This window comes from uncultured Vagococcus sp., assembly GCF_963518325.1.
Taxonomy (GTDB): Bacteria; Bacillota; Bacilli; order Lactobacillales; family Vagococcaceae; genus Vagococcus_D.
Window position 1 is genome coordinate 38551 of sequence record NZ_CAUQJB010000009.1, and the last position, 22645, is coordinate 61195.

Genomic DNA, 22645 nt, shown 5'->3' on the forward strand with positions numbered 1-22645 from the left:
TGAATTTGGTTTAATTTAGGAGGAAATGATGATGAATGAACAGGCAATCAAGGAACAAATATGTGAAGTGTGTAATAAGATGTGGCAGTTAGGTTGGGTAGCGGCGAATGATGGCAATGTCAGCGTTAAGCTGGATGAGGAGACTTTTCTTGCGACTCCGACGGGCATTAGTAAGAGTTTTATTACCCCAGATAAATTATTGAAAATCAATGGTCTGGGAGAGATTATTGAAGGCGCCGAAGGGTATCGTCCTTCAAGCGAAATAAAAATGCATTTAAAATGCTATCAGGAGCGGGTTGATGTGGGGGCAGTCGTTCATGCACATCCACCTGTGGCCACTGGGTTTGCTTTGGCAAACATTCCTTTGGACAGTTATTCGTTAATTGAAACGGCTATTGCCATTGGCTCTGTGCCAATCACCCCCTTTGGCACCCCTTCGACAGATGAGGTACCAGATGCGATTGCCCCTTATTTACCAGAACATGATGTCTTGTTATTGCAAAATCATGGCGCTTTAGCCGTTGGAGCAGATCTAATCACCGCCTATTATCGCATGGAATCATTAGAATTATGTGCGAAAACGACTTTTTATGCTCGTATGTTGCTTGGGGGCAAGCAGGAGGAAGAAATTGAACGGGACACGTTGGAACGTTTGTTTTCAATGAGAGAAAATTATAAAGTGACAGGTAAACACCCCGGTTATAAAAAATACAGCTAATAACTCTCAGAAAGAAGGGGAATAATGAAAAAGAATGTCTTAGCCATTGATTTTGGCGGATCAAACGGACGTGTCATCTTAGGTATTTTTGATCAGGGGAAGTTGCGTTTGGAAGAAATTCACCGCTTTCCCAATCAACCAATTACCAAGCAGGACAGTTTGTATTGGGATTTCCCTCAGCTGTGTCATGAGCTTGTGGTAGGGATCCAAAAAGCAACGTCCCGCTATGAGATTGATAGTATTGGGATTGACACCTGGGGAGTGGATTATGGCTTGCTGGATGATAAAGGATTGTTGGCTTATCCGAGACATTATCGAGATCCACGGACTCTGGGACATTTGGCAAAGGCTTTGGAAAAAATATCTCCAGAAGCTTTATACGCTGCTACAGGCAATCAACTGATGGAGATCAACACCCTCTTTCAGTTGCTAGCCGAGAAGGAGGTTCTGGAAAAAGCGACGACCTTATTGTTTATGCCTGATTTATTTGGTTATTTTTTGACAGGCAAACGTCAAACTGAAATGACCATAGCGTCGACTTCCCAATTAATGAACCCCCTAACGTCAGATTGGAATTGGGAAATCATCGAGTTGTTTGACTTGCCGAAAGGGCTCTTTCCAAGAATTGTTTCGCCGGGTACGTTATTAGGGGCGATTAAACCAGAGCTGGGATTACCTGAGATTCCCGTGCTTAATGTGGGATCTCATGATACAGCCAGTGCCGTTGCCAGTGTACCGTCCGACCATCGTTTTTTATTTGTTTCTTGCGGAACCTGGTCCTTGGTTGGGACGGAATTGCCGGTCCCTATTTTAACCAAAAAAGCTCAAGCCTATAATTTAACCAATGAAAAAGGGCTTAATCAGACAACTCGTTTTTTGAAAAATATTACAGGCTTGTGGATTTTACAAGAGGTTAAAAGGGAATTTGATTCCTTAGGTCGTCATTATAGTTATCAGGAATTGGAACAATTAGCCTTGGAGGCTGAAAGTATGGCTTGTCTGATTGATACGGATGCACCGGTCTTTCTAGGGCCAGGTCAGATGATTGAGCGAATTCAATCTTACGCCAAAGAATCTGGTCAGTCGATTCCTATTACAGATGGTCAGTTGATCCGTTGTATTTATGAAAGTTTAGCCTTTAAATACAAATACACTTTTTTGGAGATTATTGACACGGTAGGTTATGAGTTTGATGGTGTAAACATTGTTGGCGGTGGGGCTAACTCTCAGCTGTTATGCCAAATGGTGGCCTCGGCTAGTCAGATGACTGTCTATGGAGGTCCCACAGAAGCGACTGCTATCGGCAATATTAATATGCAATTGGTTTATCACGGCGCTTTAGGCTCGTTGAAAGAGGGGCGTCTTGCTTTAAAGGTCAGTGAGGCTGTCAAAGGTTATTCGCCTCAGAAGGAATCGAAATGGGATCGGGAATTTGGACGCTATCAACAGTTATTAGCTGCTAATAGCGGAGAGGATCGAATAAGATAGGGAGGACAAAAATGTTAAAAAACATACCAAAAGTACTATCACCGGAATTAGTTAAAGTTTTGCTGGAAATGGGCCATGGGGATGAGTTGGTGATTGCAGATGGTAATTACCCAGCTGCCTCTAATGCTCAGCGCTTAATTAGGCAAGATGGCCTTGGGGCTGTGGAATTATTATCGGCGATCTTAATGTTGTTGCCAGTCGATACCTATGTGGACTGTGGCATGGCTTTAATGTCAGTTGCTGAAGGGGAGGATGAGCCGATTATTTGGGAAGCGTTTCATGGCGTTTTTAAGCAGTCGTCCGTTGAAAATAAGAGGGTTGAGTACTTGGAGCGAGGCGCTTTTTATGAAAGAGGTAAAAAAGCATACGCTATCCTGGCAACGGGTGAGGAAGCCCTTTACGCCAACATCCTCTTACGTAAGGGCGTTGTCAAATAAGTGTAAGGGGTGAGGAAATGAAAACGGAACCAATTTTAAAGATGGTAGGGATCAGTAAACAGTTTGGCCCGGTCAAGGCTCTTAAGGGAGTCGACTTTGACTTGTATCCAGGGGAAGTCCATGCCTTGATGGGGGAAAATGGAGCAGGGAAATCAACCTTAATGAAAGTCTTAACGGGTATTTATCCGCGAGATGAAGGTCAGATTATCTATCAGGGGCAAGAGATTGCCTTTAAGCTACCGAAAGAAGCTATGGATCAAGGGGTTGTGATTGTCCATCAGGAGTTAAACATGATCAGTCATTTAACAGTGGCTCAAAATATCTTTATTGGTCGAGAGGACCTGAAATTTGGCTTGTTTACCACAGATGACACCATTAATTGTCAAGCACAAGAACTGTTTGCCTTATTAAATATTGAGATTAATCCTAAAGAGTTAGTTGGCAAATTGACAGTAGGGAAACAACAGATGGTGGAGATTGCTAAAGCGATATCCATGAATGCTAAAGTCATCGTGTTTGATGAACCGACAGCGGCTTTAACTGAATCAGAAATTAAAGAGCTCTTTAAGATCATCGCTGATCTGAGAGATAAGGGAATTGGGATCATTTATATTTCCCATCGGATGGATGAAATTAATCAAATTACCGATCGTGTGACGGTTATGCGAGACGGTGAATATGTGGGAACACTAATGACAAAGGCATCAACAAAGGATGACATCATCAGTATGATGGTTGGTCGTGTCATTTACGAGGACCCAAAAAGTCAGTCAAATGTGCCAGAAGGAGCGGAAGTGGTCTTAGAAGTTAAAAATCTTAACAAAGGCCGCCAAGTTATTGACTTAAACTTTACTTTGCGTAAAGGGGAAATTTTAGGGGTTTCAGGTTTGATGGGAGCGGGACGGACGGAGATGGCTCGCTTGATTTTTGGTGCAGATACCCGTGACTCGGGTGATATTAAGATTCATGGGAAATCAGTTCTGATAAAGAAACCGACAGATGCTGTCCAGTATGGTATTGGGTATTTATCAGAGGATCGTAAACGTTATGGTGTGGTGGTAGATATGTCAATTGCCAACAACACGGTGTTAACCTGTTTAGATCGATACAGCCATGGCATGTTAATTAATGAGCAAAAACTGATTAAAAAAAGCGACGAATACGTTAAAGCTTTAGGTACGAAGACTCCTTCGTCACGACAGTTAGTTCGCAATTTGTCAGGTGGAAATCAGCAAAAAGTGGTCATTGCCAAGTGGTTGGAGCAAGATAGTGAGATTCTGATTTTTGATGAACCGACTCGAGGCATTGATGTTGGTGCCAAAAATGAAATTTATAAATTAATGAACGAGTTAGCCGCTCAAGGCAAATCGATCATGATGATTTCTTCTGAACTAACCGAGATATTGCGAATGAGCGATCGAATTATGGTGATGTGTGAGGGGCGGAAAACGGGCGAATTGGATATTTCCGAAGCCAGTCAAGAAAAAATCTTACATTACGCCACATTAAGAAATGGAGGAGACGTGGATGTCAGAACAGGCACAAAATAAAAAACTAGCTAAATGGAAGGACATTATCCAGCGGATAGGGGTGCAAAAAGTAATTGCAATGATTGTTTTAATTGTAATCTATGGTTTTTTCTCTCTTTCAAGCCCTGCTTTTAGAAGTACGGATACATTGGTAAGTATTTTTGATGCCTCCTATTACATCGGCTTTTTGGCGATTGGGGTGACTTTTGTTATTATAACTGGCGGTATGGATTTATCGATTGGTACTGTGATGATGTGTTCGGCCATTTGTGGAGGTGTTTTGTACACGAAGGTTGGACTGCCTCTGTGGTTATCACTGATTTGTATCGTTTTAGTCGGCAGTTTGTTTGGGTTGTTAAATGGTATCATGGTGGCGAAATTTAAGTTGCCTGCTTTTATCGCCACTCTAGGAACGATGATGATTACGAAAGGGCTTAGTTCAATCGTATCGAATGTTCAGAGTATTACGTTTCCTTTAAGGGGGACAGCAGATGGTTGGTACAAAAGCATATTTAGAACAGCTAATAATTTTTCCATTGGGATAATTGTCTTATTAACCATTGCCTTAGTGGCATCGATTGTTTTGAACCGCACTAAAATTGGTCGTTATATTTTTGCGATTGGCAGTAATAGCGAGGCAACGCGTCTTTCAGGGGTTGATGTGGTGAAGTGGCAGGGATTGGCTTATGTGTTTAGTGGCTTCTTTGCTGGTTTGGCGGGGATTGCCTATGCCGCCACTTATACGACGATTTTACCGGGTTCTGGCGGCGGTATGGAGTTGGATGCCATTGCAGCTGTTGTGGTTGGAGGTACGTCTCTGGCTGGCGGAGTCGGTTCGATTTCTGGCACACTGATTGGGGTATTTATTATGACGGTCTTAAAAGTTGGGTTGCCTTACATTGATTTGCAGCCGCACTATCAAATTTTCATTACCGGTTTTGTGGTGATCTTTGCAGTTTATGCAGATATCTACCGAAATCGTAAAAAAGATTTATAAAAAATGGGAGGAACACAGAATGAAGAAAACGGTTAAGCAAGTCCTATTAGGCAGCGTGGTGTTGTTGAGTTCATTGTTAGTCGCGTGTGGCAATCCAACTGATAAAACAAACGCATCAGGGGCTGAGGGAGAGATGACAGTTGAAGTTATTGCCAAAGGTTTTCAGCATGATTTTTGGAAGGCTGTTAAGTCTGGTGCGGAAAAAGCAGCCAAAGAAGATGGGGTAAAGATGAATTATGTGGGACCGAAAGATGAGGTAGCTGTTGCTGAGCAAGTGGAGATGTTGAATAACGCCATAAACAAAAAGCCAGCGGCAATTGCCTTAGCTGCTCTAGACACCAATGCGGCTTTGGATGCCATCACTCAGGCCATGGATAAGGACATTCCGATTATCGGCTTTGATTCCGGAGTGCCGGGGGCGCCAGATGGGGCGATTAAAGCTAATGCCTCAACGGATAACTATAAAGCAGGGGAACTGGCAGCTGAGAAGACCTATGACCAGTTAAAGGGTAAACTGACAGATGCTAGTAAGGAGTCTAAGCGAATTGGCGTTGTTTCTCAAGAGGTCAATTCATTGTCGATTACCCAGCGGACAGAAGGGTTTGTTGATAAGATGATTGCATTAATGGAAGAAGACACTAATGTTGGAAAAGGTAAAGTGGCGGTTATTGGCCATGATAAGTTTAAAAATGATGTGAATGAAAAAGAGGCATTTGTAGCAATTGAGGTTCGCGTGCCAGCGGAGGTGACGGATTCGGCTGGGAAAACCGAGGCTCAGTCTCTACTTGAGAAAAAAGACATCATCTGTATGTATGGGTCCAATGAATTTGCGGCAAAATCGATCATTAACGCCGATGCAGGAATGTCTGGTGGGCGGATTGGCAAGGATAAGGTAATCGCCGTTGGTTTTGATTCAGGTGCGTTGCAACAAGATGCAATTCGCAATGACAAGTTCTTAGGCTCGGTTACTCAAAATCCTGTTTCGATTGGTTATAATGCGGTTAAGTTAGCAGTCAGTGCTGCTAAAGGAGAAAAAGTAACGGATGTGGATACGGGGTCTGAATGGTATGATTCAACGAATATTGATGACGATGATATTCAGGCTTTGTTGTATGAATAGACAGAGGGTCGAAAGAAAAAAATAGAGAGAAGGACAAAAAATGAGACAATACACTCGAATTGGCATTAGACCAACTATTGACGGACGGAGACGGGGGGTCAGAGAGTCTTTGGAGAAACAGACGATGGACATGGCCCAATCAGTGGCGGATTTCTTAAGGGAGTCATTGAGGTACCCTGATGGTAGCCCTGTTGAATGTGTGATTGCAGATTCGACCATAGGGCGGGTTCAGGAAGCCATGGATTGTCAGCGTCAATTTAAGAGGGAAAATGTTGGGCTGACTATTACGGTTACGCCTTGCTGGTGCTATGGGACGGAGACCATGGATTTAACGCCAGACATGCCTCATGCTATTTGGGGATTTAATGGCACGGAACGACCTGGAGCCGTTTATTTAGCAGCGGCTATGGCGGGCTATGCACAAAAGGGCATCCCGGCTTTTGCGATTTATGGTAAAGAAGTCCAAGATGCTGATGCTACGGATATTCCAACAGATGTTCAGGAGAAGTTGTTGACCTTTGCTAAGGCGGGATTAGCGGTGGCGAATATTCGCGATTATTCTTATTTGTCCATGGGAAGTGTCTGTATGGGAATTGCCGGTTCCATTGTTAAAGACGATTTTTTCCAAGAATATTTAGGGATGCGCAATGAATCAATTGATATGTCGGAGTTTACCAGACGGATGGATGAAGGGATTTACGATCCTGAAGAGTATCAGGTGGCGCTTAAATGGGTGAAAGCAGAGTGTATCGAAGGACCGGATAATAATCCCGAAGAATGGAAATGGAATCGTGAAGAATTGGATAGCCAGTGGGAAACGGTGGTTAAAATGACACTGATTGCTCGGGATCTGATGATTGGCAATCCTCGTTTAGCTGAATTGGGTTTTGTGGAAGAGTCTTGCGGTCACGGGGCGATTGCGGCTGGTTTCCAAGGGCAACGTCAATGGACGGATCATTTTCCTAATGGCGATTTTATGGAAACGATGTTAAACACATCTTTCGATTGGAATGGCAGGCGCGCCCCTTATATCTTAGCCACAGAGAATGACAGCTTGAATGGGGCGACGATGTTGTTGAACCACATGTTGACAAATACGGCGCAGATTTTTGCAGATGTGCGGACATTTTGGTCTGCTGATTCTGTGGAACGGGTCACGGGACATCGTTTAACCGGCCATGGTCAGGGTGGGTTGATCCATTTGATCAATTCAGGGGCAGCAACCTTAGATGGAAATGGTCAAGCAATCCAGGATGGCAAACCGGTGATGAAACCTCACTGGGAATTAACAGATGAGGATCAAAAGGCTATTTTAGCTAATACTTCTTTTAGACCAGCTTCAAAAGGGTATTTCCGTGGTGGCGGTTTATCAACTAATTACTTAACCAAAGGTGGGATGCCACTAACTATGGCTCGTATTAACATCATTAAAGGGATTGGTCCAGTCTTGCAAATGGCTGAAGGGTATTCAGTCGAATTACCTGAAGAGGTCCATCAACAGCTAGATGATCGGACAGATCCAACTTGGCCGACCACTTGGTTTGCTCCAAAAGTGACAGGTAAAGGAGCTTTTACGGACGTTTATAGTGTGATGGATAATTGGGGTGCCAATCACGGTGCCATTAGCTATGGGCATATTGGAGCAGAGTTAATTGCATTGGCTGCCATGTTACGAATCCCGGTTAATATGCATAATGTGGCTGAAGATAACATTTTCCGCCCACGAGTTTGGGGGATGTTCGGCACAGAGCAATCAGAAGGAGCCGATTACCGTGCTTGCCAAAACTATGGTCCTTTGTATAAGTAGTTAGGTAGGGGAATTCGTCAGTTGACTTCACCACTTCCTAAGTATTTGGGGAGTGGTGAGATGCAACAAAAAATTAGAGGAGGTCTGTTAAGGATGGTCAACAGAATGATTTTAAATGAAACAGCTTATTTTGGAAAAGGAGCAATCGGCAAGATTGTTGAGGAAGTGATCAATCGTGGATTTAAGAAGGGCTTAGTTGTGACGGACAAAGGGTTAATGGAGGTCGGGATAACTGACCGAGTTATAGCTGTTCTAGAGGACGCTGGCTTAGGTTATACCATCTTTGATGGGATTGTGCCAAACCCTAGCATTGAGGATGTTCAAGCAGGCATTGAGGCCTTTAAACTAGCAGAAGCTGACTATCTATTGGCAGTTGGTGGTGGGTCGCCGATTGATACGGCTAAAGCTATTGGCATTATTGTTGCAAACCCTGAATTTGGAGATGTGCGTAGTCTAGAAGGGGAAGCCGCAACGAAAAAGCCGAGTGTACCAATTTTAGCGGTTCCCACAACATCGGGAACGGCGGCAGAGGTGACAATCAATTATGTTATTACAGATAAAGAGCGGCAGCGTAAGTTTGTTTGTGTAGATCCTCACGATGTTCCAGTTGTGGCTTTTGTGGACAGTGATATGATGATGGGGATGCCTCAAGGATTGTGTGCGGCGACGGGGATGGACGCTTTAACACATGCGGTTGAAGGGTACATCACTAAGGGAGCTTGGGAATTATCTGATATGTTGCATATTAAGGCCATTGAGATAATTGCTCGTTCACTTAGAGCATCTGTCGATGGCGAGCAAGGGGCCCGTGAAGCGATGGCTTTAGGCCAGTATATCGCTGGTATGGGATTTTCTAATGTGGGTCTCGGTTTAGTCCATGGCATGGCACACCCGTTAAGTGCTTGGTACGACGTGCCTCATGGCGTTGCCTGTGCCTCTTTACTGCCGGATGTCATGGCATACAACAAAGAGGCGACAGGTGAAAAATACCGAGATATTGCCGTGGCTATGGGAGTTGAAGGTGCTGATAGCTTAAGTTTGGCTGAAGTACGTGACAAAGCAGTGGCGGCGGTTCGCCAATTGGGGAAAGACGTGGGGATTCCACAACACATAAGAGAGCTAGGTGTGAAGGAAGAGGATCTTGCGGCCATTGCCAAGGATGCCTTAATCGATGTTTGTACGGGGGGCAATCCAAGGGACACCAATTTGGCGGACATTGAGATGATTTATCGTCAGATGATGTAGGGAATACAGGTTAGTGAGGTGACTCTGGCATGGTCAAAGCAGTTGGTTTTGGCATGAAAAAGACAGGAATCCGTGTCCATTTCCTATAAAATGGTACAATAATCATAGAAAAATATCAGCGCTGAAACATTGATCTTTAGCTTAGAGCTAACCGTTCTAAGAACGGTGGCAGAGCTGAACAAAAAGACTGTCAAACCCTGGGGAGAGTTTGACAGTCTTTTTTTGTTTTGTTTTTTGCAACTGATCTTCAGAATAAGATCAAGAAATGACACGATAAACATGCCAAAACTTACCATTAATCCGATCGCTTCAGCGACACTCACAAGGCACCTCCTTTCATTGGGATTTGTACGCACACTCATACGCATCAACTCCTTTTTGAACTGGATATGCCATCGTCTTAAAACCCCTCTGTGCCCAAATTATAGCAATGTTTTTTTCGATTAACCATGCTTTTTTTTAGTGGGAATCGTGAAAAAGCTAGTGTGTCTTATTTCAAATGGACGAGAAGAAACAACGTTTAGGGGATGGATCATCCCGAATGTCTGACAAAAGGTGACAAAATCAGCGCTCATAAGACTTTTCTTGGAACGCTTGAAAAAACCTAAATCAATTCACAGCTTTTTAACAGATAGAATGCTATAATCATCTCAAAGAGACCAAAAAATCTAGAGGTGAATGAACTAAATGAAGACATTACAAGCAGCATTAAAGACAGATAAAATCAGCGCTTTATTTAAAGAAGCGCGTTTTGGCATAGAAAAAGAAAGTCAGCGAGTGACCTTAGATGGCGCATTGGCTACTACCGATCATCCTAGTACATTAGGTAGTCGTAATTTTCATCCGTCGATTCAAACGGATTTTAGCGAAACACAAATGGAATTGATTACGCCGGTAGCTAATTCGCCAAGGGAAGTCCTGGAGCATTTAGCGGCTATCCATGAAGTGGCATTGCGTTCCATGAACAAAGATGAGATGTTGTGGCCCTTAAGTATGCCACCCATTTTACCTGAAAAAGACGAAGAGATCATCATTGCTAAGTTAGAACGCTTTGAAGACGTCCTCTACCGTCGCTATTTAGCGCGTTCTTACGGCAAGCGAAAGCAGATGGTCAGTGGCATTCATTATAATTTTGAATTCTCTCCAGAGATGATTGAGCGGTTATATGCAGAGCAGACGGAGATTATTGATTTTGAAATGTTTAAAACAGAAGTCTATTTAAAGGTATCACGGAATTATTTGCGTTACCGCTGGTTTATTACCTACTTACTTGGAGCGTCCCCCTTGTCGGAGGAGGGCTACTTTACCGGCTGTGACAATGAAGTACCTGATGAACCTGTTCGAAGTATTCGCAACAGTAAGTTTGGTTATACCAATCACGATGACGTGTTTGTTTCTTATCGTTCTATTCAAGCCTATGTAGAGGAAATTGAAGCCTTGGTCGATCAAGGCGTCATGTCGGAAGATAAGGAGTTTTATTCACCTGTTAGGTTACGGGGTGGCAAGAAAGTCTCGGATTTAAAAGAGTGTGGCGTCCAGTATATGGAAGTTCGCAACATTGACAATGATCCGTTTGCTCCTTATGGTATTTCTGAAGAAAATATTGAGTTTATTCAACTGTTTTTAATGTATATGTTGTGGTTGGATAATCAAGAAGCGGATAAAGATCAGCTGTTACATGACGGTGATCGATTGAATAATCAAGTCGCACTGGAACGTCCTCTTAGCCAGACTTCCTTAAAGGCTGAGGGCTTAGACCTACTTAGAGGAATGCAAGAGATGGCCGAGGCTGTTAAGCTCTCAGATCACTTGAAAACCTTGATTACTGAAGCGGTCAGTTATTTTGATGATCCGGCCAAAACATTGGCGGGCCAATTAATGACACGGGTCTCAAATGGTCAAAGCCAGCATGACTTCGCTTTGGAAAAAGGACGTCATTATTATGAAAAGGCTTGGGAAAAACCTTATCAGCTAGCTGGTTTCCGTGATATGGAGTTGTCGACTCAGATTTTGATGTTCGACAGTATGCAAATGGGGGTGGATGTGGAGGTTATTGACCGCCATGACCAATTCTTGAAATTGAAATATGGCAAACATATTGAATACATCAAAAATGCCAATATGACCAGTCAGGATACCTATATTGTGCCATTATTAATGGCTAATAAAACTGCCACTAAAAAAGTTTTAGCACGAGCCGGCTTCCAAGTTCCGGGCGGTAAAGAATTTGCCACGATGGAAGAGGCTGTGGACAGCTATGGTTATTTTGCTGAGAGAGGGATTGTCATTAAACCGAAGTCGACGAACTACGGCATTGGCATTTCGATTTTTAAAGATGGTGCTAGCTTGGAAGATTATCAGGCTGGTCTGAGAATTGCCTTTAAAGAAGACTCCGAAGTGCTAGTAGAAGAATTTTTACCAGGCACGGAGTATCGTTTCTTCGTGATTAATGGTCATGTCAAAGCTATTTTATTGCGTATCCCTGCTAATGTGACAGGTGACGGCAAACAGACTATTGCGGAACTGGTGGCTGAAAAAAATCAGGATCCGTTGCGTGGCACCCACCATCGTTCTCCTTTGGAAATCATTCAATTAGGCGATTTGGAAAAGTTGATGTTGAAGGAACAAGGTTATCAGGTTGAAGATGTTTTACCAAAAGGAGAGATTGTCTATTTGCGGGAAAACTCCAACGTTAGTACTGGTGGAGATTCCATTGATATTACCGATGATTTTGATGAGAGCTATAAACAAATTGCGGTGGAAGCTGTGGAAGCCCTTGGAGCGAAGATCAGTGGCATTGATCTGATTATTCCGGATAAGACGATTCCAGCTATTAGAGACAGCCGCGCCTATGGAATTATTGAAGCTAACTTCAATCCAGCAATGCACATGCACGCCTATCCATTTGCCGGTCAAGGCCGTCGCTTAACCCAAGATGTGTTACACCTCTTATTCCCAGAAGTACCTCATTAAGCAAACACTGGAACCTAACTTTTGGGTTCCTTTTTTTGATGCTTTAGATAACGACTATTAATCTTGTGACTACAAAAGGCAGATAATTGCCGTATCTCTCACAAAATAGTATGATTAAAGAGAAGAAGGTGATGAGATGGAAGCAACGAAACACTATGTTCAATCTTTTGACGGCACGTCGTTATTTTATCAAACCTACGGTGAAGGAGAACCTTTACTACTTTTACATGGGAATGGAGGTAGCTCAAGATACTTCAAAGAACAAATTTCGACTTTTAGCCGTTATTTTAAGGTGATTGCCATGGATAGTCGGGAACATGGCAAATCCGGTAACCAAAAAAATTATCTTTCGTTTAAATTGATGGCGCGGGATATCTTAGCTATTTGTCAGCGAGAGGGGCTTTCACGTGTTAATTTATTAGGGTTTAGTGACGGGGCTAATTTGGCTATGACCTTTGCGGTCCTTTACCCTCAGCATGTGGATCGTTTAGTGCTGAATTCAGGTAATTTAGAGCCAGCAGATTTAACTTGGTGGACCCGTATGTTATCTCAAGTTGGTTACTGGTTAACCTCAATGGTGTCAGGAATTTCTAGTTTAGCTGCCCATTTTGCTCGTTTGCTCAGCTTGATTGTTCGCCCCTTAGAGATTACAACAGCTGATTTAAGCCGCCTTAATCGGCCAACCTTGGTGATTGTTGGCCAACGGGATAGCATTAAGTTAAGCCATACAGCTGCGATTGCTAAGGCGCTACCACAGTCAGAATTGGAAATTGTACCGAAGGTTGGCCATACCTTAGCCAAGAAACGGCCGGAAGTCTTTAACCAACGGGTCTTAAGGTTTTTGATGGAACCCTTTACTCGTTGAAAAATAGTCAGTTGCTCATGATGTCAACGGATTTTGGCTGAAGTGATGAGTTGCTGACTAGTTTATTTTGTTCATACAAGCTTGACAAAGAAAGGTGATGTGAGATGCAAGTGTTAGGGTGGCTAAAAAAACGTGCCAAACTGTTTAAATTTATCTTTTTACTATCGGTTAGTGTGATCGTAGTAAGAGAAGTGTTGACGATTGCTAAAACCACGTCTTTATCTCAACTACAGGATGTATTAGCGACACTTCATCCTCTGGCGGTTGTAGCCATGGGTATTATTGGTCTGGTTGCTGTGATGCCAATGTTATTATATGATGTGATTTTAACGGGTTTATTGCCTGAAAACCCAACTCTGCCTTATGTTTTGCAAACCAGTTGGATTACCAACACTATCAATAATCTTTGTGGTTTTGGTGGGTTGATTAGTACGGGGTTACGGACACAGTTTTATGGAAAAAAGACGGAAGGCAAAGAATTGCTGAAAGCTTTATCGAAAGTTCTGCTTTTCTTTATGTCAGGAGTATCCATTTATTGTATGATCTCGTTATTGATTCTGTGGTCGGGCCAAGGTGGTCCATTCTTGCATAAATACTGGCCTTGGTTGGCTGGTGGCAGTCTTTATTTCCCACTATTGTTACTAGTTACCCATCGAAGTGAAGCAGGCTTTTTTGACGATTTAACGGTAAAAATCGAAGGTCAGTTGGTGGGAACTTCTTTTCTAGAATGGACAGGCGTTTTGACGGCCTTTATTAGTGTGGGAAAATTAATGGGAATAGAGTTTTCCATTGGCAAGATTATTCCCCTTTATATTGCTTGTTCAATCATTGGGATGATTTCCATGATACCAGGGGCTTTAGGTAGTTTTGATGTGATGATTTTATTGGGGTTATCAGCTTTAGGCATCCCGCATGAAACAGCAGTCATTTGGATTTTACTGTACCGTCTTTTTTATTATCTCATTCCTTTTGGAATTGGTTTATTACTGTTGACACATAATGTTGGCGGACAATTTAATCAACGGTACAATGGCATTCCTAAAGAGGCAGCTAGTAAGGTGGCTCATTATGCTTTAGTGACAGCTTTGTATGTGGCGGGAATCTTATTAGTCTTATCAGCAACGATTCCAGAAGCCTTTAGTGATTACCCTGTAATTGGCAAACTGAATCCAGCTTCTTTTCACTTTTTAACTCAAACCCCTAGTTTAATTATTGGTTTCTTACTCTTAGCCATGGGACGAGGAGCGGCTCAAAAGGTAAAAAAAACCTTTATGCCAACAGTTATTTTGCTTAGTGCCTCGATTATCTACGTTATTTGGAAAGAGTTTTCGTGGGCACTTGTTGTTATTTTAATGTTAGTGTTACTGTTTGTGCTGTTTTCCAGAAGTCAGTTTTACCGTGAAAGGTTGGTCTACTCATGGGAAATGTTGACCTTTGATGGCGTATTATATAGTGGGTTAGCCCTCTTGTATGTGATTATCGGCGTGTATAATTTGCCTAACAGACATCATCGCGTAAGGCATGATTTTTTGATTTTCCCTTCTGAACACATGTGGTTGTTGGGATTACTAACGATTGTGATAACAGCCACTTTATTGCTTATCTTTGGTCATTATTTATCCAAAAGCGACATTACCTTAGGTGAAACTGTTAATCAGGAAAAAGTGATGGGGCTACTCGATGAGTATGGTGGCAACGAGACGAGCCAGCTGATTTTTTTAGGAGATAAACGATTATTTTTTTATGAAAATTCGACTGGTAAACCAGTTGTGGTGTTCCAATACAAATTAAAAGCGGACAAGTGCATGGTCATGGGGGAACCAGTAGGAGATCCTGCTTATTTCTTAGAGGCGATTGAAGCTTTTATGGCAGCGGCGGATCTTTTGAGCTATCGGTTAGTCTTTTATGAAGTGCAGGAGTCTTTTGTTATGTTGCTCCATGAGCATGGTTTTGATTTCTTGAAAATGGGTGAAGAGGCTTATGTGGATGTCCAAAATTTCAGCTTATCAGGAAAAAAATTAAAAGGAGTTCGTTCTTTGCTGAATAAAATGGAGCGGGAACATTTTCAGTTTGAATTAATACAACCGCCTTTTTCAGCGGGAGTTGTCTCTCAGTTACGGAGTATCTCCGATGAATGGTTGGAAGGTCAGGGGGAAAAGAGTTACTCCATGGGGTATTTTGACGAGGTTTACTTAAATCGGGCGCCGATCGCTGTGATAAAAAATCAAGGGCAACTTGTGGCTTTTGCGAATATTATGCCAACGTATAATAAGGAGCAAATGACCATTGACTTGATGCGCCATTATCGTGACGCCCCTTCAGGTGTGATGGACAGTTTGTTTACCAATTTGTTTGATGTGGCGAAAGAACAAGGTTATCAGTATTTCAATATGGGGATGGCACCGTTGGCGAATGTTGGTTATGCGAAAAACAGTTTTTTTCAAGAACGGGTGGCCCATTATATATACGAGTACGGTACTCATTTTTATTCGTTTCAGGGACTACGTAATTATAAGAGTAAGTATGCCACTCGCTGGGTGGCGAAGTATACGGCTTATCCTAAAAACAGTTCACTCATTTACACCTTAATTCAGCTACTGATATTGGTGAATGCACCAAAGGATGACCATTAATTATAAACGCCCCGTTGCTGATGACGGGGCGTAATTTTTTCTTAAGATCGGAGTAGGGGAGGGTGTTTTTGTTCAACATAGGTATAATTAAATGAGGCGGTGGTTAAAATAAGCAAAAAAAGAATGGGATACGGTATATCTACGGTTTTGATTATGATTAGTGGCTTATTGGCACGAAAACTAGCTTTTCTTTTGCCAGAGGTCATCAACGATTATTTAGGTGATGCTTTATGGGCATTAATGGTCTTTTGGGGATGTTGTTTCTTATTTCCTAATTTAAGTAATCTAAAGTTGATAATGATGGCACTGGTTTTTTGCTATTTGATTGAAGTTAGCCAGCTTTATCAGGGGGAATGGCTCAATCAGATTCGACGGACGACCTTAGGTGGTTTGATTTTAGGTTATGGGTTTCTATGGCGTGACTTGCTGTCCTATACGGTCGGTGTCTTACTTGGAGGTTTTATCAACAAACGAAACACCCATCCTTGAAAAAAGGATGGGTGTTTTGATTACTGGGTCATTTCCAGTAATTTATTTTTCAAATCGTTTTCCATATTGGCCAGCTCAATTTCGGCAGCACGTCGTTTATCTTTACCTTCTTTTTGGATCCGAATGGTTTCTTGGATAGTTTCAACCAAGTCATTCTGAGTTTTTTGCAAGGTTTCAATATCGACGATGCCACGTTCATTTTCTTGGGCGGTCTCAATCGCAGAAATTTTCAACATTTCTGAGTTTTTCTTCAGTAAATCGTTTGTGGTTTCTGATACTTGACGTTGAGCTGTGACTGCATCTTTTTGACGTAGTAGGGTCAACGCAATCGCTACCTGGTTTTTCCATAAGGGAATCGCCGTGTTGATAGAGGCTTGGATTTTTTCTGCTAGAGCCTGATTAGTATTTTGAATTAAACGAATTTGAGGCGCTTGTTGAATGGTGATTTGACGTGCTAGGTTTAAGTCATAGGTCCGTTTGTCTAAACGATCTAAAAATTGATTTAAATCATTGACGGTCTGAACATCCATTTGATCTCCTGTTTGTTCAGCGTGCTTCATAGCTGCGGGAATTAACTCACGTTGTAATTCGTCCATCTTAACTTCACCAGCGGCGATGTAAATGTTAAGAGCATCGAAGTAATCTTTGTTTTTGTGATACAGCTGTTCTAGCATGACATTATCGCTTAATAAACCATTTTTTTCTTTATCTAATTTAACGGCAATTTTATCAATTTGAGCACCAATTTTTTGATACTTGGCAGTGATTTCATAAATGGACTCTTTAACCTTGCCAAACATCCGCTTAAAGACATTTGACTCTTGTGCTTGTAGCTCTGAAGGACTGGCCTCATTTAAACGATACATCAATTCATTAAGTGAATCACCTAAAGGACCGATATCCTGATTTTGAACGTGATTTAACATGGAGTGAGAAAACTCCCCTAGTTTTTGTTGCGCGGCGGCACCATAACTTAAGACTGCTTGTGAATCGGTGACGTCAATTTGTGAGGCCAGTTCCCGTGCTTGGCGTTGACGGTCTTCAGGTAAACGGTCCAACAATTTAGGTGCTTCCTTTAAGTTAGATAATTCATTAATCTCACTCTTTTGACCGGTTGTTAAGTTGGCGCTATTTGGATCTATAAAAGGGTTACTCAGTAAATCATCTAGTGTGCTTGTCACTGGCGTTGCTTGTTTAATCGGCTCAGTGGTCACTTCATCAAAATTTAATTCATCTGACATACATTAATTCTCCTCTTTCTCAGTATAAGCCATTTTTTCTTGATTCATCTGTTCTCTTGAGAGGTTTTGTTTCGCTAAAGTGATTTCAACATCCAGTTCATCTAAATCGTCTGACATAAAACGCTCATAATCGGATACGAGCAATTTAGAGACTTCATCAATCACATTGGAGCTTTTTTCCAAGGCATCGTAAGTATTTTTAGTTTTAATGTCGTGGGCGTTAATCTCAAGATACTTGTTAGTTAAGTCTACCAAATTAGGTAGGTGATTGTAAAGAAAGCGGTCAGCTAAATGTAATTTTGTTGGTTCTTTAACGAGTTCTTTAAACATGGCTTTAGCAGCTTTGACCGTGTCATTACGTAAATCAATGGCTTTTAATTTGGCGACAGCATTCATGTTGTCTTCCAATTGAACAATTTGTTTTTTTGCATGGGCCATGGTTTCACGGAAAAAGGCGATTTGCTGATCGTCCATGCCTAATTCCTGATAGTGTTGTTCCTTTTGAATGGAGACGATTGGAACGCTATCGTTGGTTTTTTTATTTTTAGGCAACATCTTTGTCATAACTTTTAACAGGGCTAAGAGAATTCCGACGATAATTAAAGCACCCAAAATGCTACCAGTGTCATCCAAGACCACAAAGAAACCAACTACAGCAAGTATATAGACGACAAATTTTGAGATTCTTTTTATATTCATTTTAACTTTCACTCCAATTCCGTTTGATTAACTTCCATGAATCTATTTTAGCACAGAAGTAGGTCGGAAGGGTATCAGTCGGAAGTTTGATTTAAATCAAACTTAGGACTTAGTTAAGAAAAAATTTACTATTGGCCGAAAAATGATACTTCTATAGTAGGTTTCTGTTAAAATAGGCTATATCAGCCTTTTGAGATTATTGAAAACAGGTATTGGCAATGGTCGCAAGTGATTTTTAGGGAACTAACAATAACGTAAGTTGACTTATTGCTTAAGTAATTGAAAAAAAGACCAGTAAACGGTATGATTAGGACAAGAAAAACTGACGTTACTGTTTGGGCGTCAGATTGTGAGGGTAAAGCATGAAATTTGAAGAGTTTGAAGAAGTAACAGTCAAGCGTGAGACGCTGTTTTCAGGTCAGATTATAGAGCTGGCTGTCGACGATGTTCGGTTACCAAATGGTGAGTTGGCCAAAAGGGAATTAGTCTTTCACAATGGGGCTGTAGGTATTATTGCCATAACAGCAGATGAGCGGATCGTGTTAGTCAAGCAGTTCCGTAAGCCATTGGAAAAAGTGATTTTAGAAATCCCGGCAGGTAAAATTGACGACACTGATGGCAATACCTTGGAAACAGCTCAACGTGAATTAGAAGAAGAGACCGGATTTCAAGGGAACAATTGGGAATTTGTGATTGAGTTTTCCTCAGCCCCGGGTTTTACGAATGAGATTTTGTATATCTACCAAGCTACGGGTCTGAAGAAAGTTGACAATCCGTTGCCACAAGATGAGGATGAATTAATCGAACTTCATTACTTGACCTTGGCAGAAGCCAAAGCGGCAATTGCCTCAGGGGAGATTTATGACGGGAAAACCATCTTAGCTATTCAGTATTGGGAATTAATGCAATTACGCGGCAAGTAAGTTCAAGAGGGGTCATCTGGAAGTTTATATTGGGAGGTGCAGTCATGTCTAAGAAGGAACCGTTATTAACCCGTGCCAAGATTCGGGAACTGAAAGAGCAAGAAAGTAAGCTAAACAAACTCAAAGAGCTGGAATTACAAAAGCAATTCGAAGCTCAAGAGAAGAAGATTGGCAAACTCTTTTCTAAAGAAAAGAAAAAGGTCAAATCGGTTAAAGGCAGCCGTGCCGTTCAAACTGAAAAAATCCATGAACGCAGTAGTTTTTTAACCAAAGCAATTATTATTGTGGTGTTATTATTGGTAATGATGTTTTTAGCGGTCAAGTATTTATAGAGAGGAATTAAATCAGTGAAAATTGGAATTATTGGGGCAATGTCAGAAGAAATTCGTTTGTTGCGAGCAGTGATGAGTCAGCAAACGGAGTGGAGCGAAGCAGGAGCCACGTTTATTTCGGGAGAGATTGGTGAGCGTCAAGTAGTGGTAGTTGAGTCTGGGATCGGCAAAGTGCTAGCCGCCGTGACGACGACTTTGCTAATCAGCCATTATCAAGTAGATGTGGTGATTAACACAGGTTCAGCAGGCGGGATTGGGGAAGGCTTGGCAATTGGTGATGTGGTGATCTCCAATAAGCTAGCTTATTTCGATGCAGATGTGACGGCTTTTGGTTATGCCATGGGGCAGATGGCTGGTATGCCTCTTTATTACGAGGCAGATTCTAAATTAATTGCTCAAACGGAGCAAGCGGCTCAGGCAAATGGCTTAAAAACTCGCACCGGTTTAATTGTCACTGGGGATACCTTTGTTGATAAACAGGATAAAATTGATCTAATTAAAGGCTACTTCCCTGATGTACTGGCCAACGAAATGGAAGGGGCGGCGATTGCCCATGTTGCTCATCAATTCAAGGTGCCTTTTGTGGTGATTCGTGCCATGAGTGATGTAGGGGATGAATCAGCAAGTGTTAATTTTGATGAATTTATTGTGGAAGCAGGACGGAAATCGGCTGAGATGGTGATTGCTTTAGTGAAATCACTTTAGAAGAGAGAGGGGATTGTGATGAAAGCATTACTGTCAATTGATTATACAGAAGACTTTGTGGCGACTGATGGGGCTCTGACTACAGGAGAAGCAGGGCAGGGGATTGAAGAAGCCTTAGTTGAGATAACTCGAAACTTTATCGAGAACGGTGAGTTTGTGGCTTTTGCGATTGATGCTCATGATCCAAATGATCAGTATCATCCAGAAAATAAGCTCTTTCCACCTCATAACGTCATCGGAACGGATGGCCGCCATTTATATGGAAAATTGGCCCCATTATACGACGCTAATCGAGACAAAGAGACCGTTTATTGGTTTGATAAACGACACTATTCCGCCTTTAGTGGGACAGATTTGGATATTCGTCTTCGTGAGCGTGGGATAACAGAGGTGCATATAACAGGTGTTTGTACAGATATCTGTGTCTTGCATACTGCCGTTGACGCTTATAATTTAGGGTATCAGATTGTCATTCACGAAAAGGCTGTTCAAAGCTTTGATGCTCAGGGACATGAATGGGCGTTAAGACATTTTAAGAATACCTTAGGTGCGGTGATTGTTTAATGGCCATCCAGTAAATGAATAAACAACATGTATTTAGTCATAGAATAAGCTTTAGGGTAGCAAAAACGCCAAGAGAGTAGTCGCTCTCTTGGCGTTTTTTTCTGCCTGTGAACCGTGAAGCAGATCGCTGATCTTAAAGTTTCTGGTCATGCTCAATCATCTAATTCGTTCTGTTATCCTTATCAAACAAAAGGGTGCTATACTAAGCGTAACAAAGGAGAAATGAGGGGTTGAAATGGGTGAAAAAGGTGTGAGTTTAACAGGCGCGTATCCCTCCATTAATGGCTCATATGGTGGAAATCAGGAATGGTTTCGTGATGACGTCTTCAGTAACGGTGACTTGATTCGTTTTGGTGGCTGTGGGTTGATTAGCATGGCAGATACTCTGTTATATCTAGCCAGTCAGCACCAACTCTTGCAACCTTTGCCTGATTTGGTTCATGCTGATAAGTTGACAGCGTCAACTTATCAGTTGTTTGTAGAGTCCCTATTTTATCGATACTTACAGCCCTGGCGCAATCCTTTATTTAACCCAAAGCGTTATCGGCATGATGGCAATTTTGTTCTGGGCATTCAAGGCTGGCAATTGCGTCGTGGCTTTAATCGTTTTTTTCAGCAACAGCAGAGTAAGTTTTATTCGACTAAAGGCAAGGCGGACTTTCAGCAATTAATTCAGCAGCAGGTGATGAATAATCGTCCAGTTCCCTTAATGATTGGACCAACGTTGGAGATGTTGCCCAAAGGACTTCGTTTTTTGGGTCGCCATGACTCCTCCGTGACGTATCATATTTCTCATTTGAGTTCTAATTTACCACTGAAAGATGTGGCAGCTATCCCAACTATGATGAATGCTCACTGGGTGACAATCACTGGTTATTATGAAGAGGCAGGGAAAGCTTACGTGGTTATCTCTTCCTGGAGTGAGCCTTACTTAATGGATTTAACGGCCTATCTATCGGATCGTGACTGGATTGGTGGAATTATGATTATCTAAAAAAGCAAGTTGCCGAGGCAACTTGCTTTTTAATCTTTTAAATTTAGTTGTTTTCGCATCTCTTTGCCAATCAGCTCAAGGGTATAAAGAGCTGGTAGTTGAGAGGTAATATTGGCATCCTGGTATTGTTCTTTATTAATGTAATAAGGAATATTAGCGTCCGACAACTTGGCAATCGTTGACTTGGCACTGTTCGTAATGGAAACAATTTTCGCATTGTGAAGCTTTAGTTGATGAATGTTTTTAATGATTTCCTTGTTCTCACCGTCAACCGAGACGATGAAGAGGCAGAGTTTTTTTGAGACCTGATCGGACATGTAATACAGAGGATGATTAGCCAAATCGTCAATGTGAATAGACATTAAGAAGAGTGATGAAAAGTACAAAGAACCATACTGTGCCATTATTTTTGAGGCACCAACACCGACGAAGACCGTCAGTTCCGACTCTTCCAAAATATCACATACTTTCTGAATGGCTGCTTGAAACTCAGGCTGAGCCGTTCGGGTTAGAAAATCGATATAGGTGGTTTCATCTGTTCGATCGATATGAATCAATTGCTGGTCTTTGCGGAACATCCGTAGTTTAATCCGAAACTCTGAAAAACCATGACAGTCAAACTTACGACAAAAACGCAAAATGGTTGTGGTGCTGTAGTGAACCTCATCTGCCAGATCTCGTATTCGCATGTAAATCACCTTGTCAATATTACTAGTAATATAATTATAAATATCCATTTCAGTATCGTTCAACTCAACCATTTCATCTAAAAATAACATTTCTTTGCCTCCACTATCAAGGTGCCAAACACCATTTGTATTCTTATAAATTTTAACATGTAACAACTGGTTACGCAAAGGTAACAGCTACCTTTCAATAGTAACTC

At 41.9% G+C, this 22645-nt stretch carries 21 protein-coding genes; 17 read left to right on the top strand and 4 right to left on the bottom strand.

Annotated elements, in window-relative coordinates:
- Positions 1–28: 28 nt before the first annotated feature.
- From RWN13_RS09550 to fucO, 8 genes are all read left to right on the top strand, one after another.
- Positions 29–718, top strand: coding sequence for a class II aldolase/adducin family protein (locus RWN13_RS09550; protein WP_399553647.1), 690 nt, complete (start codon positions 29–31; stop codon positions 716–718).
- Positions 719–742: 24 nt separating this feature from the next.
- Entirely contained in the window at positions 743–2206 is a 1464-nt protein-coding gene (locus tag RWN13_RS09555; RefSeq protein ID WP_314062681.1) for a rhamnulokinase family protein, read from the top strand.
- 11 nt (positions 2207–2217) lie between these two features.
- Entirely contained in the window at positions 2218–2643 is a 426-nt protein-coding gene (locus RWN13_RS09560) for an RbsD/FucU domain-containing protein (RefSeq protein ID WP_314062683.1), read from the top strand.
- Positions 2644–2660: 17 nt separating this feature from the next.
- Positions 2661–4193, top strand: a complete 1533-nt coding sequence (locus tag RWN13_RS09565) for a sugar ABC transporter ATP-binding protein (protein WP_314062686.1) — start codon at positions 2661–2663, stop codon at positions 4191–4193.
- Positions 4171–5169, top strand: a complete 999-nt coding sequence (locus tag RWN13_RS09570; RefSeq protein ID WP_314062689.1) for an ABC transporter permease — start codon at positions 4171–4173, stop codon at positions 5167–5169. The genes RWN13_RS09565 and RWN13_RS09570 overlap by 23 nt, the downstream gene beginning before the upstream one ends.
- 19 nt (positions 5170–5188) lie before the next feature.
- Positions 5189–6289, top strand: coding sequence for an ABC transporter substrate-binding protein (locus RWN13_RS09575; protein ID WP_314062692.1), 1101 nt, complete (start codon positions 5189–5191; stop codon positions 6287–6289).
- A 40-nt stretch (positions 6290–6329) separates the two neighbouring features.
- Positions 6330–8096, top strand: coding sequence for an L-fucose isomerase (locus tag RWN13_RS09580; protein ID WP_314062694.1), 1767 nt, complete (start codon positions 6330–6332; stop codon positions 8094–8096).
- A 93-nt stretch (positions 8097–8189) separates the two neighbouring features.
- The gene (gene fucO, locus RWN13_RS09585) at positions 8190–9341 is read left to right on the top strand and encodes a lactaldehyde reductase (RefSeq protein ID WP_314062697.1); all 1152 of its coding nucleotides are present in this window, start codon (positions 8190–8192) and stop codon (positions 9339–9341) included.
- A gap of 83 nt (positions 9342–9424) precedes the next feature.
- Here fucO and RWN13_RS23640 read toward each other — a convergent pair whose 3' ends face one another.
- Positions 9425–9709 carry a putative holin-like toxin gene (locus tag RWN13_RS23640; protein WP_399553648.1) on the bottom strand — a complete coding sequence of 95 codons (285 nt, stop codon included), beginning with the start codon at positions 9707–9709 and terminating at the stop codon, positions 9425–9427.
- Between the two features lie 319 nt (positions 9710–10028).
- Here RWN13_RS23640 and gshAB point away from each other — a divergent pair, with 319 nt between their 5' ends.
- From gshAB to RWN13_RS09610, 4 genes are all read left to right on the top strand, one after another.
- Positions 10029–12314: a bifunctional glutamate--cysteine ligase GshA/glutathione synthetase GshB gene (gene gshAB / locus RWN13_RS09595; protein WP_314062700.1), complete on the top strand. Its 2286-nt coding sequence runs from the start codon at positions 10029–10031 to the stop codon at positions 12312–12314.
- 136 nt (positions 12315–12450) lie between these two features.
- Complete coding sequence (locus RWN13_RS09600; RefSeq protein WP_314062702.1) at positions 12451–13179, top strand: alpha/beta hydrolase; 729 nt, start codon at positions 12451–12453, stop codon at positions 13177–13179.
- A 104-nt stretch (positions 13180–13283) separates the two neighbouring features.
- Positions 13284–15812 carry a bifunctional lysylphosphatidylglycerol flippase/synthetase MprF gene (gene mprF, locus RWN13_RS09605; RefSeq protein WP_314062704.1) on the top strand — a complete coding sequence of 843 codons (2529 nt, stop codon included), beginning with the start codon at positions 13284–13286 and terminating at the stop codon, positions 15810–15812.
- Positions 15813–15911: 99 nt separating this feature from the next.
- Positions 15912–16301, top strand: a complete 390-nt coding sequence (locus tag RWN13_RS09610) for a DUF2809 domain-containing protein (protein ID WP_314062706.1) — start codon at positions 15912–15914, stop codon at positions 16299–16301.
- 20 nt (positions 16302–16321) lie between these two features.
- Here the strand turns inward: RWN13_RS09610 and RWN13_RS09615 are convergent, their stop codons facing one another.
- Both RWN13_RS09615 and RWN13_RS09620 read right to left on the bottom strand, forming a co-directional pair.
- Positions 16322–17542, bottom strand: a complete 1221-nt coding sequence (locus tag RWN13_RS09615; RefSeq protein WP_314062707.1) for a toxic anion resistance protein — start codon at positions 17540–17542, stop codon at positions 16322–16324.
- A 3-nt stretch (positions 17543–17545) separates the two neighbouring features.
- Positions 17546–18241: a 5-bromo-4-chloroindolyl phosphate hydrolysis family protein gene (locus RWN13_RS09620; RefSeq protein ID WP_314062710.1), complete on the bottom strand. Its 696-nt coding sequence runs from the start codon at positions 18239–18241 to the stop codon at positions 17546–17548.
- Between the two features lie 362 nt (positions 18242–18603).
- On the opposite strand from RWN13_RS09620, the gene RWN13_RS09625 reads away from it, so the two are divergent.
- The 5 genes from RWN13_RS09625 (at position 18604) to RWN13_RS09645 (ending at position 21759) form a co-directional block, all read left to right on the top strand.
- On the top strand, positions 18604–19164 hold the full coding sequence (locus RWN13_RS09625; RefSeq protein ID WP_314062712.1) for an NUDIX hydrolase: 561 nt from the start codon (positions 18604–18606) through the stop codon (positions 19162–19164).
- Positions 19165–19208: 44 nt separating this feature from the next.
- Positions 19209–19496: a cell wall synthase accessory phosphoprotein MacP gene (macP, locus tag RWN13_RS09630; protein WP_314062716.1), complete on the top strand. Its 288-nt coding sequence runs from the start codon at positions 19209–19211 to the stop codon at positions 19494–19496.
- 15 nt (positions 19497–19511) lie between these two features.
- Complete coding sequence (locus RWN13_RS09635) at positions 19512–20201, top strand: 5'-methylthioadenosine/adenosylhomocysteine nucleosidase (RefSeq protein ID WP_314062718.1); 690 nt, start codon at positions 19512–19514, stop codon at positions 20199–20201.
- Between the two features lie 18 nt (positions 20202–20219).
- A complete protein-coding gene (locus tag RWN13_RS09640; RefSeq protein ID WP_314062721.1) occupies positions 20220–20765 on the top strand; it encodes an isochorismatase family cysteine hydrolase in 546 nt (181 codons plus the stop codon).
- 235 nt (positions 20766–21000) lie between these two features.
- Positions 21001–21759 carry a hypothetical protein gene (locus RWN13_RS09645; protein WP_314062723.1) on the top strand — a complete coding sequence of 253 codons (759 nt, stop codon included), beginning with the start codon at positions 21001–21003 and terminating at the stop codon, positions 21757–21759.
- Positions 21760–21788: 29 nt separating this feature from the next.
- Here the strand turns inward: RWN13_RS09645 and RWN13_RS09650 are convergent, their stop codons facing one another.
- Positions 21789–22538, bottom strand: a complete 750-nt coding sequence (locus RWN13_RS09650; RefSeq protein ID WP_314062725.1) for a MurR/RpiR family transcriptional regulator — start codon at positions 22536–22538, stop codon at positions 21789–21791.
- Between the last annotated feature and the right edge of the window lie 107 nt (positions 22539–22645).

Excerpts from the sequence above, each read along its gene's own strand:
- gshAB (WP_314062700.1), top strand. The coding sequence starts at position 10,029 with ATGAAGACATTACAAGCAGCATTAAAGACAGATAAAATCAGCGCTTTA.
- RWN13_RS09625 (WP_314062712.1), top strand. The coding sequence starts at position 18,604 with ATGAAATTTGAAGAGTTTGAAGAAGTAACAGTCAAGCGTGAGACGCTG.
- RWN13_RS09580 (WP_314062694.1), top strand. The coding sequence starts at position 6,330 with ATGAGACAATACACTCGAATTGGCATTAGACCAACTATTGACGGACGG.
- macP (WP_314062716.1), top strand. The coding sequence starts at position 19,209 with ATGTCTAAGAAGGAACCGTTATTAACCCGTGCCAAGATTCGGGAACTG.
- RWN13_RS09640 (WP_314062721.1), top strand. The coding sequence starts at position 20,220 with ATGAAAGCATTACTGTCAATTGATTATACAGAAGACTTTGTGGCGACT.
- fucO (WP_314062697.1), top strand. The coding sequence starts at position 8,190 with ATGGTCAACAGAATGATTTTAAATGAAACAGCTTATTTTGGAAAAGGA.
- RWN13_RS09565 (WP_314062686.1), top strand. The coding sequence starts at position 2,661 with ATGAAAACGGAACCAATTTTAAAGATGGTAGGGATCAGTAAACAGTTT.
- RWN13_RS09560 (WP_314062683.1), top strand. The coding sequence starts at position 2,218 with ATGTTAAAAAACATACCAAAAGTACTATCACCGGAATTAGTTAAAGTT.
- RWN13_RS09575 (WP_314062692.1), top strand. The coding sequence starts at position 5,189 with ATGAAGAAAACGGTTAAGCAAGTCCTATTAGGCAGCGTGGTGTTGTTG.
- RWN13_RS09555 (WP_314062681.1), top strand. The coding sequence starts at position 743 with ATGAAAAAGAATGTCTTAGCCATTGATTTTGGCGGATCAAACGGACGT.
- mprF (WP_314062704.1), top strand. The coding sequence starts at position 13,284 with ATGCAAGTGTTAGGGTGGCTAAAAAAACGTGCCAAACTGTTTAAATTT.
- RWN13_RS09620 (WP_314062710.1), bottom strand. The coding sequence starts at position 18,241 with ATGAATATAAAAAGAATCTCAAAATTTGTCGTCTATATACTTGCTGTA.
- RWN13_RS09645 (WP_314062723.1), top strand. The coding sequence starts at position 21,001 with ATGGGTGAAAAAGGTGTGAGTTTAACAGGCGCGTATCCCTCCATTAAT.
- RWN13_RS09615 (WP_314062707.1), bottom strand. The coding sequence starts at position 17,542 with ATGTCAGATGAATTAAATTTTGATGAAGTGACCACTGAGCCGATTAAA.
- RWN13_RS09650 (WP_314062725.1), bottom strand. The coding sequence starts at position 22,538 with ATGTTATTTTTAGATGAAATGGTTGAGTTGAACGATACTGAAATGGAT.
- RWN13_RS09570 (WP_314062689.1), top strand. The coding sequence starts at position 4,171 with ATGTCAGAACAGGCACAAAATAAAAAACTAGCTAAATGGAAGGACATT.
- RWN13_RS09600 (WP_314062702.1), top strand. The coding sequence starts at position 12,451 with ATGGAAGCAACGAAACACTATGTTCAATCTTTTGACGGCACGTCGTTA.
- RWN13_RS09550 (WP_399553647.1), top strand. The coding sequence starts at position 29 with ATGATGAATGAACAGGCAATCAAGGAACAAATATGTGAAGTGTGTAAT.
- RWN13_RS23640 (WP_399553648.1), bottom strand. The coding sequence starts at position 9,709 with ATGCGTATGAGTGTGCGTACAAATCCCAATGAAAGGAGGTGCCTTGTG.